Origin of the sequence: Halopolyspora algeriensis (genome assembly GCF_003337235.1) — a bacterium.
Taxonomy (GTDB): domain Bacteria; phylum Actinomycetota; class Actinomycetes; order Mycobacteriales; family Pseudonocardiaceae; genus Haloactinomyces; species Haloactinomyces algeriensis.
In genome coordinates, this window is the sequence record NZ_QPJC01000016.1 from 12,378 (window position 1) to 25,694 (window position 13,317).

The 13,317-nt window shown below is 66.8% G+C and carries 12 protein-coding genes; 5 read left to right on the forward strand and 7 right to left on the reverse strand.

Annotated features, from left to right (window positions below; genetic code table 11):
• Nucleotides 1-50: 50 nt before the first annotated feature.
• Nucleotides 51-602, reverse strand: a complete 552-nt coding sequence (locus DFQ14_RS19300) for a ribonuclease FAU-1 family protein (protein WP_114454746.1) — start codon at nucleotides 600-602, stop codon at nucleotides 51-53.
• Nucleotides 603-726: 124 nt separating this feature from the next.
• Nucleotides 727-1,167: an SPW repeat protein gene (locus tag DFQ14_RS19305; RefSeq protein WP_114454813.1), complete on the reverse strand. Its 441-nt coding sequence runs from the start codon at nucleotides 1,165-1,167 to the stop codon at nucleotides 727-729.
• A 182-nt stretch (nucleotides 1,168-1,349) separates the two neighbouring features.
• On the opposite strand from DFQ14_RS19305, the gene uvrB reads away from it, so the two are divergent.
• The 3 genes from uvrB to DFQ14_RS19320 are packed head-to-tail and all read left to right on the forward strand — an operon-like array spanning nucleotide 1,350 to nucleotide 4,200.
• The gene (uvrB, locus tag DFQ14_RS19310; RefSeq protein ID WP_114454747.1) at nucleotides 1,350-3,509 is read left to right on the forward strand and encodes an excinuclease ABC subunit UvrB; all 2,160 of its coding nucleotides are present in this window, start codon (nucleotides 1,350-1,352) and stop codon (nucleotides 3,507-3,509) included.
• A 35-nt stretch (nucleotides 3,510-3,544) separates the two neighbouring features.
• Nucleotides 3,545-3,817 carry a type II toxin-antitoxin system VapB family antitoxin gene (locus tag DFQ14_RS19315; protein ID WP_114454748.1) on the forward strand — a complete coding sequence of 91 codons (273 nt, stop codon included), beginning with the start codon at nucleotides 3,545-3,547 and terminating at the stop codon, nucleotides 3,815-3,817.
• A complete protein-coding gene (locus DFQ14_RS19320; RefSeq protein WP_114454749.1) occupies nucleotides 3,814-4,200 on the forward strand; it encodes a type II toxin-antitoxin system VapC family toxin in 387 nt (128 codons plus the stop codon). The genes DFQ14_RS19315 and DFQ14_RS19320 overlap by 4 nt, the downstream gene beginning before the upstream one ends.
• A 128-nt stretch (nucleotides 4,201-4,328) precedes the next feature.
• On the opposite strand, the gene DFQ14_RS19325 is transcribed toward DFQ14_RS19320, so the two are convergent.
• From DFQ14_RS19325 to DFQ14_RS19335, 3 genes are all read right to left on the reverse strand, one after another.
• The gene (locus tag DFQ14_RS19325; RefSeq protein WP_114454750.1) at nucleotides 4,329-5,513 is read right to left on the reverse strand and encodes an acyl-CoA dehydrogenase family protein; all 1,185 of its coding nucleotides are present in this window, start codon (nucleotides 5,511-5,513) and stop codon (nucleotides 4,329-4,331) included.
• A gap of 132 nt (nucleotides 5,514-5,645) precedes the next feature.
• The gene (locus DFQ14_RS19330) at nucleotides 5,646-6,566 is read right to left on the reverse strand and encodes an ABC transporter permease (RefSeq protein ID WP_114454751.1); all 921 of its coding nucleotides are present in this window, start codon (nucleotides 6,564-6,566) and stop codon (nucleotides 5,646-5,648) included.
• A complete protein-coding gene (locus DFQ14_RS19335) occupies nucleotides 6,566-9,502 on the reverse strand; it encodes an alpha/beta fold hydrolase (RefSeq protein ID WP_338072637.1) in 2,937 nt (978 codons plus the stop codon). The genes DFQ14_RS19330 and DFQ14_RS19335 overlap by 1 nt, the downstream gene beginning before the upstream one ends.
• Nucleotides 9,503-9,989: 487 nt before the next feature.
• On the opposite strand from DFQ14_RS19335, the gene DFQ14_RS19340 reads away from it, so the two are divergent.
• Nucleotides 9,990-11,000, forward strand: a complete 1,011-nt coding sequence (locus DFQ14_RS19340; protein WP_114454753.1) for a TerC family protein — start codon at nucleotides 9,990-9,992, stop codon at nucleotides 10,998-11,000.
• 42 nt (nucleotides 11,001-11,042) lie between these two features.
• On the opposite strand, the gene DFQ14_RS19345 is transcribed toward DFQ14_RS19340, so the two are convergent.
• The gene (locus DFQ14_RS19345) at nucleotides 11,043-11,699 is read right to left on the reverse strand and encodes an RES family NAD+ phosphorylase (protein WP_179951623.1); all 657 of its coding nucleotides are present in this window, start codon (nucleotides 11,697-11,699) and stop codon (nucleotides 11,043-11,045) included.
• Between the two features lie 50 nt (nucleotides 11,700-11,749).
• Nucleotides 11,750-12,334, reverse strand: coding sequence for a DNA-binding protein (locus DFQ14_RS19350; protein WP_114454754.1), 585 nt, complete (start codon nucleotides 12,332-12,334; stop codon nucleotides 11,750-11,752).
• A 226-nt stretch (nucleotides 12,335-12,560) separates the two neighbouring features.
• Between DFQ14_RS19350 and DFQ14_RS19355 the strand changes: the two genes are divergently transcribed.
• Nucleotides 12,561-13,316: an SDR family oxidoreductase gene (locus DFQ14_RS19355; protein WP_114454755.1), complete on the forward strand. Its 756-nt coding sequence runs from the start codon at nucleotides 12,561-12,563 to the stop codon at nucleotides 13,314-13,316.
• The last annotated feature ends 1 nt before the right edge of the window (nucleotide 13,317 follow it).

Consider the following 13,317-nt stretch of genomic DNA (forward strand, 5'->3'; position numbering starts at 1 on the left):
GCGGGGCGATATTTTCGGGCTGCCTCGAAAGCGCCTGTGGAGCCGTGCCGCTACGAGGGCTGCCGCCACGACAGCTCGATACCGCTCTCCCGGAGCCACTCGGACAGGTCGTAGCCGTGTCGTGCCAGGCCGTCGAGCGTGGTGTGCGTCGCCGTCATGGCATGCTGAGCGGTTGCATCGTCGAGCAGGCCCGCGCGGAGGGCGGTCAGGAACTCGTCGACATCGAGAACCTCGGCGTATTGCCCGGTTCCCACGGCGATGTCGAGGTAGAGATCCACGCTGCGCCAGCGTGCCTGCCCGGTCTCGATGCTGACGATGTCGACGTAGAAGTCCTGGGCACGTTCGCATCCCGGGCGCCAGCTGAAGTCGGTGATCCGGATGCCCAACTCGGGCAGCAGCCACGACTGCATGTAGGTCAACTTCGGATGATCGACCATCGGTCTGGCCATGTACAGGCCGAACGGTTCCACGTGGTACTCGTCCACGGCGCGTGTCCGCTGCTTGGAATCGGTGTTGGTGCGGGGGCCGAGGTCGAAGGTCTCGATTTTCGGCGGATGGATGGGCAATCCGAGCCGGTCGGCGATCTCGCGTTGAGTCGTCACGGTGTCACTCTATGCGCTTGCCACCGCTGAACCCCAGTGTCGGAGTCGAGATCGAAGGGCGCGACGCCCGTTCGCCGGGCGCCGCGCTTCGTGTGACCGATGTCCGGTGATGCACCTTCTCTCGTCAAGTGGTTTCCGCTGCTTTCGGCGAGAACATCATGGCGGCCATGGCTCCGAGTCCGGTGAGGACGACGACACCGCCGCCGATCACCAGGCTCAGCACCGAGGACAGCGTGAGCACGCTGCCGCTGACGACGAACACCGACACGATCGCCCAGACGCCGAGTAGCGGGCAGGTCCAGGCAATGCCGTATGTGCGGTCGTGGGCGGTCGCGAACGCCAGGGCGAGCAAAGCTATGGCCAAACCGGTGATCAAACTGTTCACCGCCAGGGTTCCCACGCCACTGAATCCCGTGATCCAGGGCGCGAGTGCCACGAACAACCCGGCCAGCATGGTCAACCCGCTGACGAGCTGCACCATGGATGTCCGGGGAGACGGGGCGTAGCGCTGTCGCATCTCCGATAGGTCCGGATGCCCGCTGATGGGCATGCTGCCAGTTGACATCATCCACCTCCACATGGGAGAGCCAGCACTTTCATTATTGACCTGCGCGGCCATGGTCACAGCGGATAAGAATCGGTCCAGATGTTTCGAGTGCGCGCTTTCGTGGGACAGCGACTGCCGTGAGCAGCTTCGCGGGACGGCGGCTGCCGTGAGGTGTCGGGGCAGCCTCGTACGCTGGAGACGTGGCATTCGCGACTGAGTATCCTGTCCTGGCCCATTCGGAGTTCCGGCCGGTCGGCGACATCCCTCGCTCGGACGGCCGTTTCCGCGTGGTCAGCGACTACGAGCCGGCCGGTGACCAGCCCGAGGCGATCGCCGATTTGGAGCACCGGATCAATGCGGGCGAAGGCAACGTGGTGCTGCTGGGCGCCACCGGTACCGGCAAGTCCGCCACCACGGCGTGGCTGATCGAGCGTATCCAGCGGCCGACCCTGGTGCTGGAGCCGAACAAGACGCTGGCCGCCCAGATCGCCAACGAACTGCGCGGGTTCTTCCCGGACAACGCCGTCGAGTACTTCGTCAGCTACTACGACTACTACCAGCCCGAAGCCTACGTCCCGCAGACCGACACCTTCATCGAGAAGGACTCCTCGGTCAATGAGGACGTGGAACGCCTGCGGCACTCGGCGACGTCGAACCTGCTCAGCCGCCGTGACTGCGTGGTGGTCTCGTCGGTGTCGTGCATCTACGGTCTCGGCACCCCGCAGTCGTACCTGGATCGCTCGATCGAGCTGAAGGTCGGTGGTGAGGTCGATCGGGACCTGTTCCTGCGAGCGTTGGTGGACGTGCAGTACCAGCGCAACGACATCTCGTTCCAGCGCGGCACCTTCCGCGTGCGCGGGGACACCGTCGAGGTCATCCCGGCCTACGAGGAACTGGCGGTGCGCATCGAGTTCTTCGGTGACGAGATCGATCGGCTGTACTACCTGCATCCGCTGACCGGCGATGTCGTGCGCGAGGTCGAGGATGTGCGCATCTTCCCCGCGACGCACTACGTGGCGGGACCGGAGCGGATGGAAAAGGCCATCGGCGGTATCGAGGCCGAGCTGGAGGAGCAGCTCGGCAAGCTGGAGAAGCAGAACAAGCTGCTGGAGGCGCAGCGACTGCGGATGCGTACCCAGTACGACATCGAGATGATGCGCCAGGTCGGGTTCTGCTCGGGGATCGAGAACTACTCGCGGCACATCGACGGCCGCGAGGCCGGATCGGCGCCCGCGACGCTGCTGGACTACTTCCCCGACGACTTCCTGGTGGTCATCGACGAGTCCCACGTGACGGTGCCGCAGATCGGTGGCATGTACGAGGGCGACGCCTCCCGCAAACGCACCCTGGTCGACCACGGTTTCCGCCTGCCCAGCGCACTGGACAACCGCCCCCTGACGTGGGAGGAATTCAGTGATCGGGTCGGTCAGACGGTGTACCTGTCGGCCACTCCCGGCTCGTACGAGATGGGGCGGTCCGGGGGCGAGTTCGTCGAGCAGGTCATCCGCCCGACCGGGCTGCTCGACCCCGAGGTCGTGGTCAAACCCACCGAGGGGCAGATCGACGATCTGGTCGGCGAGATCCGCGGGCGCGCAGAGCATCAGGAGCGGGTCCTGGTCACGACGCTGACCAAGAAGATGGCCGAGGATCTCACCGACTACTTCCTGGAACTGGGGATCCGGGTGCGCTACCTGCACTCCGAGGTCGACACCCTGCGCCGGGTCGAACTGCTGCGGCAGCTGCGACTGGGGGAGTACGACGTGCTGGTCGGTATCAACCTGCTCCGGGAGGGGCTGGACCTGCCGGAAGTGTCCCTGGTGTCGATCCTGGACGCGGACAAGGAGGGTTTCCTGCGTTCGGAGACCAGTTTGGTGCAGACCATCGGCCGTGCGGCCCGCAACGTCTCCGGCCAGGTGCACATGTACGCCGACGAGGTCACCGACTCGATGCGGCGTGCGATCGACGAGACCAATCGTCGCCGCGCCAAGCAGATCGCCTACAACACCGAGCACGGCATCGACCCGCAGCCGCTGCGCAAGCAGGTCGCCGACATCCTCGACCGGGTCTACACCGAGTCGGCCGACACCGACGAGAACGTCGCGGCGGGTTCGGCCCGCAACGCCACCCGCGGCAAGAAGTCCACGGGCGAGCCCGTCGCGCAGACCGGTTCCGGTGTGCTGGAGGACCGCGACACCACGTCGATGCCCCGTGCCGAGCTGGCCGATCTGGTGCAGCAGCTCAACGACCAGATGATGAACGCCGCCCGGGAACTGCAGTTCGAGCTGGCGGCCAGGCTGCGTGACGAGATCCAGGACCTGAAAAAAGAACTCCGGGGCATGGACGAGGCCGGCATCGAGTGATGGTGTAAAGGTTCCAAACAAGGTACCTTTACACTATGGCTTTGAACATCAAGGACCCTGCTACCGAGAGTATGGCTACGGAAGTGGCCGAACTCGCAGGCGAAACGAAGACGCAAGCAATCCGGCATGGCCTGGAAGAACGGCGGGAGCGCCTGCTGAAGGAGCGCAGCCGTTCCGAGCGCGGCACTCGGCTGGCTCGTTTCCTGGAGTATGAGGCGTGGCCGCAAGTACCTGCCGACGTGCTCGGGCAGCCGGTGACACGGGACGAGCGGGAAGAGATACTCGGCTACGGCCCGGAGGGCGTGTGATTATCGACAGTTCGGCGATCGTGGCCATCCTGCTCAAGGAAGATGGCCATGAACGTTTGCAGGAGCGAATCGTACAGGCTTCCGAAGTCGGCGTCGGCGCCGCTACTGTCGTCGAAACAGGCATTGTTCTGGTAGCCCGTATGGGGGTGCGCGGGAAGACCCTGCTGGCGCGGTTCTTGCAGGAAGGTGGGATCGAGGTCGTTCCCATGACGCAGGACCACTGGTGGATTGCGGTGGATGCCTACGAGCGATTTGGAAAGCGTAGGCATCCTGCCGGCTTGAACTTCGGTGACTGCTTGACGTACGCGACAGCGAGTGTTGCCGGTGAACCGTTGCTGTGTACCGGTGATGATTTTCCGGAGACGGACCTGGCGTTGGCGTGAGCGGACGAGGAGTGAGCCCGAGGACTACCGGCGGCTCACCGAACTCGAGGCCCGATACGATCCGCATGCCCTGTTCCATTGCCACCACGCGATTCCGTCGTCGGCACGATGACCAATCCGCGGACCCTTTAAACGAAAGCGCTGTGGCCGGTGATGGACTTGCCGACGATGAGGGTGTTCATCTCGCGGCTGCCTTCGAAGGAGTAGACCGCCTCGGCGTCGGCGAAGAACTTCGCCACCTCGTAGTCGAGCACGATGCCGTTGCCACCGAACACTTCGCGGGCCCAGGACACGCACTCACGCATCTTGGTCGTGGTGAAGCTCTTGGCCAGTGCGGCGTGGTCCGCGCCGGCCGAGCCCGCCTCCATCTTCTGCGCCAGCCGGGTCACCAGTCCGAACATGGCGGTGATGTTGCCGAGCATCTTGACCAGCAGGTCCTGGATCATCTGGAAGGAACCGATGGGTTTGCCGAACTGCTCGCGGGTGACCGCGTACTCGCGGGCGAGTTCGTAGGCGCGGATGGCCACCCCCAGGGCCTGCCACGCGACGTTGCCGCGCGTTTTGGCCAGCACCTTGGCGGTGTCGCGGAAGCTGTCGATGTTCTGCAGCCGGTTGCTTTCCGGGACCCGTACGTCGTCGAAGGAGAGATCGGCGTTCTGCACGCTGCGCAACGAGATCTTGCCCTCGATCTTGCTCGCGGAGAAACCGGGCACGCTCTTTTCCACCACGAACGCCTTGACGTTGCCGTCGGCCTCGTCGCGTGCCCACACGACGACGAGGTCGGCGAAGGTGCCGTTGCCGATCCAGCGCTTGGTGCCGTTGAGCACCCACTCGTCGTCCTCGCGGCGAGCCGTGGTGCGCATGCCTCCCGCGACGTCGGAGCCGCCCTCCGGCTCGGTCAACCCGAACGCGCCGATCTTGTTCCACGCGACCATGTCGGGTATCCAGCGGTCCCGCTGCCGCTGGTCGCCGCCGCCGTGGATACTGCCCATCGCGAGCCCGGTGTGGACGCCGGAGGCCACTGCCAGGGACGGGTCCACCTTGTTCATCTCGATGCCGAGGAAGCCGTTGAACAGTGGTCGTCGCTGCTGTCCATCGCCGTACTCGGGATACTGGAATCCCGCGATCCCGAGCTCGGCGAACTTGCCGATGACCTCGAAGGGAAACTCGGCACGCTCCCACGCGTCCTGGGCCAGCGGCTTGACCTCGCGGTGGAGGTACTCGGAAATTCCGGCGAGCTCGTCGCGCTCGGCGTCGGTGAGCAGATCGGCGAAGCCGAAGAAGTCGGGATTCGTGTTGGCCTGCCCGGCCATCGTGATCACCTGGCTACGGTCGAGTGGCTACTGCCACGCGGCTACCCGCATGCGGCGTCGCGCACGCGCCGACCGCGCCGGCGATGGTGAACCGCGGTGCGCGGAAACCGGCCGGGAGGCGACGACGGGTGGTCAGCTCGTGATGTCCTTGCGGTGGAAGCGATACAGCGCGAGCAGCACGAACACCGTCGCATAGGCCATTCCCGCGAATATCCCGCCTGCCGGTGCTGCCCACGCGACCTCGTTGCCGAGCAGGTCGAACCATGCGGTGGAGTGGTGTGTCGGCAGGTACCGTCGCAGTTCGCCGAGCGCGGTGGCCTCGTCGAGGATCTGCGAGCCGATCGCGACCACGACCGTCCCCCCGACGGCTCCGAGCGGCGCGTCGGTGGACACGCTGAGCCACAGGGCGAGACCGGCGATCCACATCAGGTGCACGGCGAGATAGACGACGGCACCGGCGAGGCGGACCACCCCGGCGGGAAAGGGCACGACCTCGCCGCCCGGGGCGTGCAGCGCGCCGCCGCCGTACCACCACACACCGACGACCAGCGCCACCACGGTCAGCAGCACAAGCCCGGCTGTGGTCAACAGCGTGGCCACGATTGCTTTTTGCCGCAGCAGCCTCGCGCGCGGAACCGGTGCGGCGAGCAGGTACCTCAGGCTCGACCACGATGCCTCACCTGCCACGGTGTCCCCGAAGAACAGCGCGACCATCGCGATGAGCAGGACATTCGTGGCGATGAACAAGGTGAACACGGCGAAGTTCAGGCCGCTGGAGGTGGCGTTTTCGAGCAGGCTCTGTGTCTCGGTTCCACCACCGTCGCCGCCACCGCCGAGTTCGAAGGCCACCAGCAGGAACAACGGCAGCGCGGCGAGGAAGGCGAGCATCGATCGCGTTCGACGCCTCGTGAACTGGCGCCACAGCTCGACGGACACCGGCAGTGTCCGCTGGGCGTGGTAGCCGGCAGCGCTGCCGTCCGATCGGCCGCGGACGTCCCCACCTGCGGCTACGTGGCCGGCCACCGGTTCCGGGGCCGTTTCGACGTCGTGCATCAGCGCCGTTCCTCTCCGAGCAGTTGCAGGAAGGTGTCTTCACCTCGGCGCGGGCCGACCCGGCTCACCGAAACACCGGCTTCCACCAGTGCGTTGACCGTGGTCGCAGCGGTGTGTCCGGCGAGCTCGACATGCACCGTGTCGCCGTCGGTTTCCACGGATCCGATCCCTTCCAGTGAGCGCAGTGTCTCCGCGGCGTCGGCCGGTTCGTCCACTCGGAAGGTGATCCGGCCATCGGTGGCCAGCACATCCTCGACACACCCGGCCGTGGCCTGCCCGTCCCGATGTATGGCCACGACGTGAGTGCAGGTCTGTTCGATCTCGGTGAGCAGGCGGCTGGACAGCAGCACGGAGCGGCCCGCGGAGACGTAGTGCCGCAGCACCTCACGTATCCGTTCGCTCTGCGGGGAGTCCAGGCCGTTGGTGGGTTCGTCGAGGACGAGCAACTCCGGCATGCCCAGCATCGCCTGCGCGATGGCCAGGCGTTGCCGCATGCCGTGGTCGTAGGTACCGGCCGGTCGGCCCGCCGCCGATTCCAGCCCGGTGATGCGCAGGGCCTCCTCGAAACACGCGTGTTCCTCGGGCCTGCCGGTGGCTGCCCAGTGGGATTTGAGGTTGTCCATACCCGACAGGTGCGGCAGCAGGCCCGGGCTTTCCACCAGAGCACCGACACGGGAGAGTACCGGTGAGCCGGGTGAGACCCGATGTCCGAACACGCGGATCTCACCGCGGTCGGGTCGGAACAACCCCAGCACCGTCCGAAGAACGGTGGTCTTACCGGCGCCGTTGACTCCGAGCAGACCCACGATCTGGCCACGCTCCACGCGCATCGACAGCTCCCGGACGACGGCTGCCTGGGAGCCACGGGACTTGGACAGCCCGGAGACCACCAGGGGAGTGTCGGCGAGGTCGGTGTCGATATCGGTGCCGAACCGTCTGAAGAGCGAGGTCACCCCCCATCCGAGTGCGATCACCAGCAGGATCGCCCCCATACCGGCCAGTGCCGGGAGAGGTGAGGAGGAGCTGGACGTTGTCGTGCCCTCGACCGAGGGCAGTGACAGGGCACGCTTACCGGTGAGCCCGACGAGATGTACGGCCGGGGCGTCGGGTGTCGCGTAAGCACGGTCGGTGGTCGTCACCGCCAGTTGCAGGTGATGCCCGGTCTGCAGGGTGTGCACCACGCCGGGCAAGGCCACATCGACCTCGATCGGTGTGCCGTCGGAAGGAAGCTCGGTGATCCGCAGCGGCGCGGTGCCGTTGCCGATCAACTCGCGTTGCCCACCCGGTCCCACGTCGTAGAGCTTGGCGAACAGGACGGCTTCGCCCGTGCTCGCCTGTCCCGGTATGGAGGACACCGACAGCCGGGTCTGCGGGACGCCGGTGATGAGTACTCGTTGGTCGACCGGGCTGGTCCGGAAGGTCGCCACCTGCTCCGAGGCGCCTCCGGTGGCCCGATCGTCGACCGCGCCGGCCGCGTCCGGTGCGGTATCGGTGGCGGACAGCGAACCGATCGAGGCGGTGCTGCCGCCGGGAGGGTTGATCACTCGAGCCGGCGCCCCGTACAACGGCAGTGAGCGGCGCCGGGTGGATTGCGTGGACAGACCCGGGTAGGCGGGGGCGACCACGGTGCGCGATGTGGCCTCTCCTGCCGCCTGCCGCCCTTCGACGACGTGGTACTCGAAGGCCGTGCCCGGATCGGGAGCCCGGGGCACGCCGGGACGCTGGAGGTGGTGGGCGAACCAGTCGCCCACGCGGGACCACAGGGCAGGATCCGAGGCAACGTCGCCGTGCTCACCCGCGTACCAGACCATCTTGACCGTGCCGCCGGCCGCGGAGATCTGACGTGCGTTCGCGTCGGCCTGGGCAAGCCCGAACAGGGGGTCCTGCCGGTCCTGCACGAGCAACGTCGGCACGTTGATGTTGTCGGTCACGCTCGCGGGTGAGGCGGCGGCGAGCAGGTCGAGGGTTTGCCTGCTTGCTTTGCCGGTGCGAGCGAGCTCGGTGTAGGCGGCACAGACCTCGGCGATGAAGTTCCCGCAGATCGCGGACTCGAGATCCGGCCGGGAGGACATCGAGGTCTGAGGGTTCGAAGTCCCGAGGTCCGCGGCCGGAGCCGTGGAGCGAGGAATCGAGGGAGGAGTCGCCGGTGCGCTTTCCCGGGGTGCGAGCTCTTCGCGTGACGGGCTGGGAGATGCGGAGGGTTCGGCGTCGCGGGGGGTGTTCGCCGCGGCCGAACCACGGGTTCCTGCGGCGAAGAGCAGTGCCGCCCACGCCCGTTTGAACACTCCGTCATCGGCGAAGGAACCGCGCGCGGGCGTGTCCGAGGGGATCGGCTCGGGAGAGGCCGAGTTCGGCAGCAGCGCCTGCGTCAGGTCGTTGTAGGTCGTGATCGGCGCGATCGCATCGACCCGGGAGTCGGTTCCCGCCAGCAGCAAGCTCAGGGCACCGCCGTAGGACACACCCGCGACCCCGACGAGAGGATCGCCGGAGTCCTCGGTGACCACCTCGGGTTGCCGCGCGAGCCAGTCGAGGATCTGGCGGGCATCGGTGACTTCGTACTCCGGCGCGTTCAACGCGATCTTGCCGGTGCTGCGACCGAAACCTCGCGAGGAGTAGGTCAGCACGGTGAAACCGCGTGTGGCCAGCTGCCGGGCGGGCCCGGCAAGACTGCTCTTGTCATCGCCGAACCCGTGGGAGAGCACGACGACGGGTGCGGGCGTTTCCGCCGGGGCATACAGCATCAGGTCGATCTGGACACGCTGCTGTTGACCCGGGCCGTCCAGCACGTCGATCCGTACGTGCCTGCTGGTGATTCCCGGAGAAGCCGCCGCGGATCGCTCCTCGGTGGGCCACAGGACGGCACCGGTGACGACGAGCACGACCAGGGCGAGGCAGACGAGCAGGAAGGTCCTGCGGAAACGGGGAATCGGACGCACGCGCCCGACAGTAGGTGACATATGCGCTGCGAGGCGCCTTCACAGGCGAGGTAACACCGAGACGCTATGAATTGGATATCAAAGAGCAATCCGGCGGCCGCCTGAAGCGGTGTGTGGCGGCATGCGTTCGTGTCGGGGCGTCGTGGCGCATGCTCATGTCCCTGTGGTCACGAACACGGTACCGGTGATCACCGTGGTGGCTGTCGTTCCCGTTACGGTGCACAGTGCCCCTCGGCCGGCGTGGTGGCGTGGTGGTGGCGTCGGGCGATTCCACGGTGTCGATCATCACCCCGGGTGGTGCCCCGGAACGCGCATCGGTGACAATCTTGGCCGGGTTGTTGGAGGGGAGTATTCCTTCGCGGCAGCATCGTCATCACGGAACTCTTCCTCCTGCGGACCAGGCTGGCGGGGCCCGGTGCTGTCGGCCGGCGTATCCGGTGGGAGAGACCTCCGGTCACCGGCATGTGCCCTGAACCGGAGGAGATCGATGGGTGTCGAGACGAACGTGCTGGCGCAGCAGGCCCAGGTGGACACGCTGAGCGTGCCGTGGTGGGTGTGGCTGGCCACGCTCGGCGGGCTGGCCGTGCTCCTGCTGCTCGACCTGGTCGTCGTCGACCGCAAGCCGCACGAGGTGACAACCGGCGAGGCCGCCAAGTGGGTGTCCTTCTACGTTGGCTGCGCGATCCTGTTCGGTATCGGAGTCTGGCTGTTCGGCAGCTACCACTTCGCCGTCGAGTACTTCACCGGTTACATCACCGAGTATTCGTTGAGCGTGGACAACCTGTTCATCTTCATGGTGATCATGTCCAGTTTCGCGGTGCCCTCGATCCACCAGCATCGGGTACTGCTGATCGGTATCGTGCTCGCGCTGGTCATGCGCGGTGCTTTCATCGCCGTCGGCGCCCAGCTGATCTCGCGGTTCTCCTGGGTCTTTTTCATCTTCGGAGCGTTCCTCCTCTGGACCGCGGTCAGCATGGTCCGGAAGAAGGACGAGGACGAGCAGTACCAGGAGAACCGGGTCGTGCGCTGGGTGCGCAAGGCGTATCCGGTGACCGAGGACTATCACGGCACTCGGATGACGGTGAAGCTCGAGGGCAAGCGCTGGCTGACCCCGATGGCCGTGGTCATCGTCGCGATCGGCAGCGCCGACCTGCTGTTCGCGGTGGACTCCATCCCCGCGATCTTCGGTATCACCCAGGATGCGTTCCTGGTCTTCGCGGCCAACGCGTTCGCGCTGATGGGGCTGCGGCAGCTCTACTTCCTGCTGGGTGGGCTCGTGAACAAGCTGGTGTACCTGTCGGTGGGCCTGGCGGCGATTCTCGGGTTCATCGGCGCCAAGCTGATCATCCATGCGCTGCACGAATACCACCTGGTGCCCACCTGGCTGGAGATCGGCAACTTCCTGTCGCTGGGCGTGATCGTCGTGATACTCACCATTACCACCATCGCCAGCCTGGCGAAGTCGAAGAGGGACGAACAGGCCTTTCAGAACGGGTGAGCTCGTCCGGCGCCGGCAGTGGCCGGGTGGTGACGCCGCCCGTCAGTCCAGAAGGGTGTAGCCGAGTTCCGTGCAGATACGCCCCAGCGGCAGGTCGAGGCCGGGGTCGTCCAGGGGCAGCAGCACATCCGGTGCGTCCGGCAGCGCGCTGGCGCCGGGCGGGTCCCACAGGCACAGCGAGGGATTGCCCGCATCCATCGACGAGGGATACCAGAGTCCGTCGAGCTCGGGGTGGGCAGCCCGGATGCAGCGTGCCCATGCCTGGGTGCGTTCCTTGGGGCCGTTGTTGATCGCCTGTGACGCACCGGCCCGCGTGGGCCACAGCCCGGACAGGTCCAGCAGACGCAGGGTCCGCTTCGGCCGGAACACCACCAGCTGCGGAGCACGCGTCTTCCTGTCCACGGTCGATGTGGCCTGATACACCTCGGCGATGCACGTGCGTACCGACAGCGAGAAGTACAGCACCCCGTGTTCCCGGGTGACCGTGGGGCCACCCTGGGCATGGGGCAGGTGCGGATCGAACCGGGCGTGCGGCAGCGGACCCGCGTACCGGAAGGTGTCCCACTCCTGGGGATGGTTGCCCCCCGAGGTGAACACGCGAGCGAGCCGGGTCCCTGCGGGCAGTGCGATGACGTCTTCCGTACGCCGGAGCATCGCCTGCAGTGCCGCCGGCGCAGGCGGCTGAGGAAGCCGAGCCATGTGTGTCCTGGTCCGTGTGGTCGCCGGAGTTCCGATGCGGGAAGGGGTACCTAGGCGGGAGTGCCGATGGTGGAGGCGAGATCGGCGACGCGCCGGGCGTTGCCACCGGCCATCAGCCACTCTCGCGGGCTCACCGGGCGGTCGCCGATGGCGAGGTCCTCCTGCGGTGTGGTCATGAAGTTCGCCACGACCAGGGCGGGCTGATCGCCGGGCAGCGCGGTCAGGACCGTTTCCAGGCCCGGGAGGACGTCGTTGTCGGTGAATTGCCATGCGGGCAGACGCCATCCACCGCGGCCCTTCCAGCCGATGAGGCGGCGCGCGGCGACACGATGCCGGATGCGACTGGTGTCCACGCCCACACGGTCGGCGGCCTGAGCCACGGACAGCGCGGTGTCCCACAACACGGCTTGCTCGGCGACGGTCCGTGCTCGAGGGTCCTCTTCGCCGTCGTCGTAGGGCGCGAGGTCCAGACCGACTTCGGTCAGTGCCGCACGCTCGGATTCGGTAAAGCGTGCGGCGGGATCCTTCTGGGGTGGGGTGAGCCGGTTGGCGGCGTCCTCGACGAGGGAGAGAAACTCATCGGCCGTGACCTTCAGCCCAGCCCTGGCGAGCACCGTCTCCAGCGCGACTGTCATACGCCCAGAATAACGCGTTCCGGCCTGCCGTGTGCGCAAGCGTGCGCACCCGTCTCCGTGATGTCCGGGGTTGACGAGACTCGGGGACGACCCTTTGACTGTACGTACCGACTGGTCGGTCTTGTCGGAAGTCGTGTCGGAAGTGCTGTGTGGTCGGCCTCGACGAGGGACGAGGTTCTGCGGTGCCGGGGACACAGCGATGTCTGTCGGGTGAGAAGGGGAGCGAATGAGCAAGCGTTTCGACGGCCGGGTGGCGATCGTGACCGGTGCCAGCCGGGGGATCGGGTTCGCGATCGCCCAGCGGCTGGTGGCCGAGGGCGCCCAGGTGTGTCTCACGGCGCGCAAACCCGAGGCGCTCGACGAGGCGGTGGACAGCCTCGGCGGTGCCGAGCACGCGATCGCCGTGGCGGGCAAGGCCGACGACACCGAGCACCAGCAGGAGGCGGTCACTCGCACGCTGGAGACCTTCGGCCGGGTGGACATGCTGGTCAACAACACCGGGATCAATCCCGCCTACGGGCCGCTGATCGAACTCGACCACGGCGTCGCACGCAAGACGTTCGAGGTCAACGTGCTCGGTGCGCTGGCCTGGACCCAGCGGGTGCACCGTGCCTGGATGGCCGAGCACGGTGGAGCGGTGCTCAACGTGTGCTCGGTGGCCGGGCTCAAGCCCGCACCCGGCATCGGCTATTACGGCGCGACCAAGGCCATGCTGACCCACATGACCCAGGAGCTGGCGGTGGAGCTCGGCCCCACCGTGCGGGTCAACGCCGTGGCCCCGGCCGTGGTGAAAACGCAGTTCGCCACGGCTCTCTACGAGAACAACGAGGACGAGGTCGCCTCCCAGTACCCGATGCAGCGTCTGGGGGTCCCGTCCGACGTCAGCGGTGCGGCGGCGTACCTGCTGTCGGAGGAGGCCTCCTGGGTGACCGGCCAGATCCTCACCCTGGATGGTGGCGTGGCCCTCACCGGAGGTGTCTGAG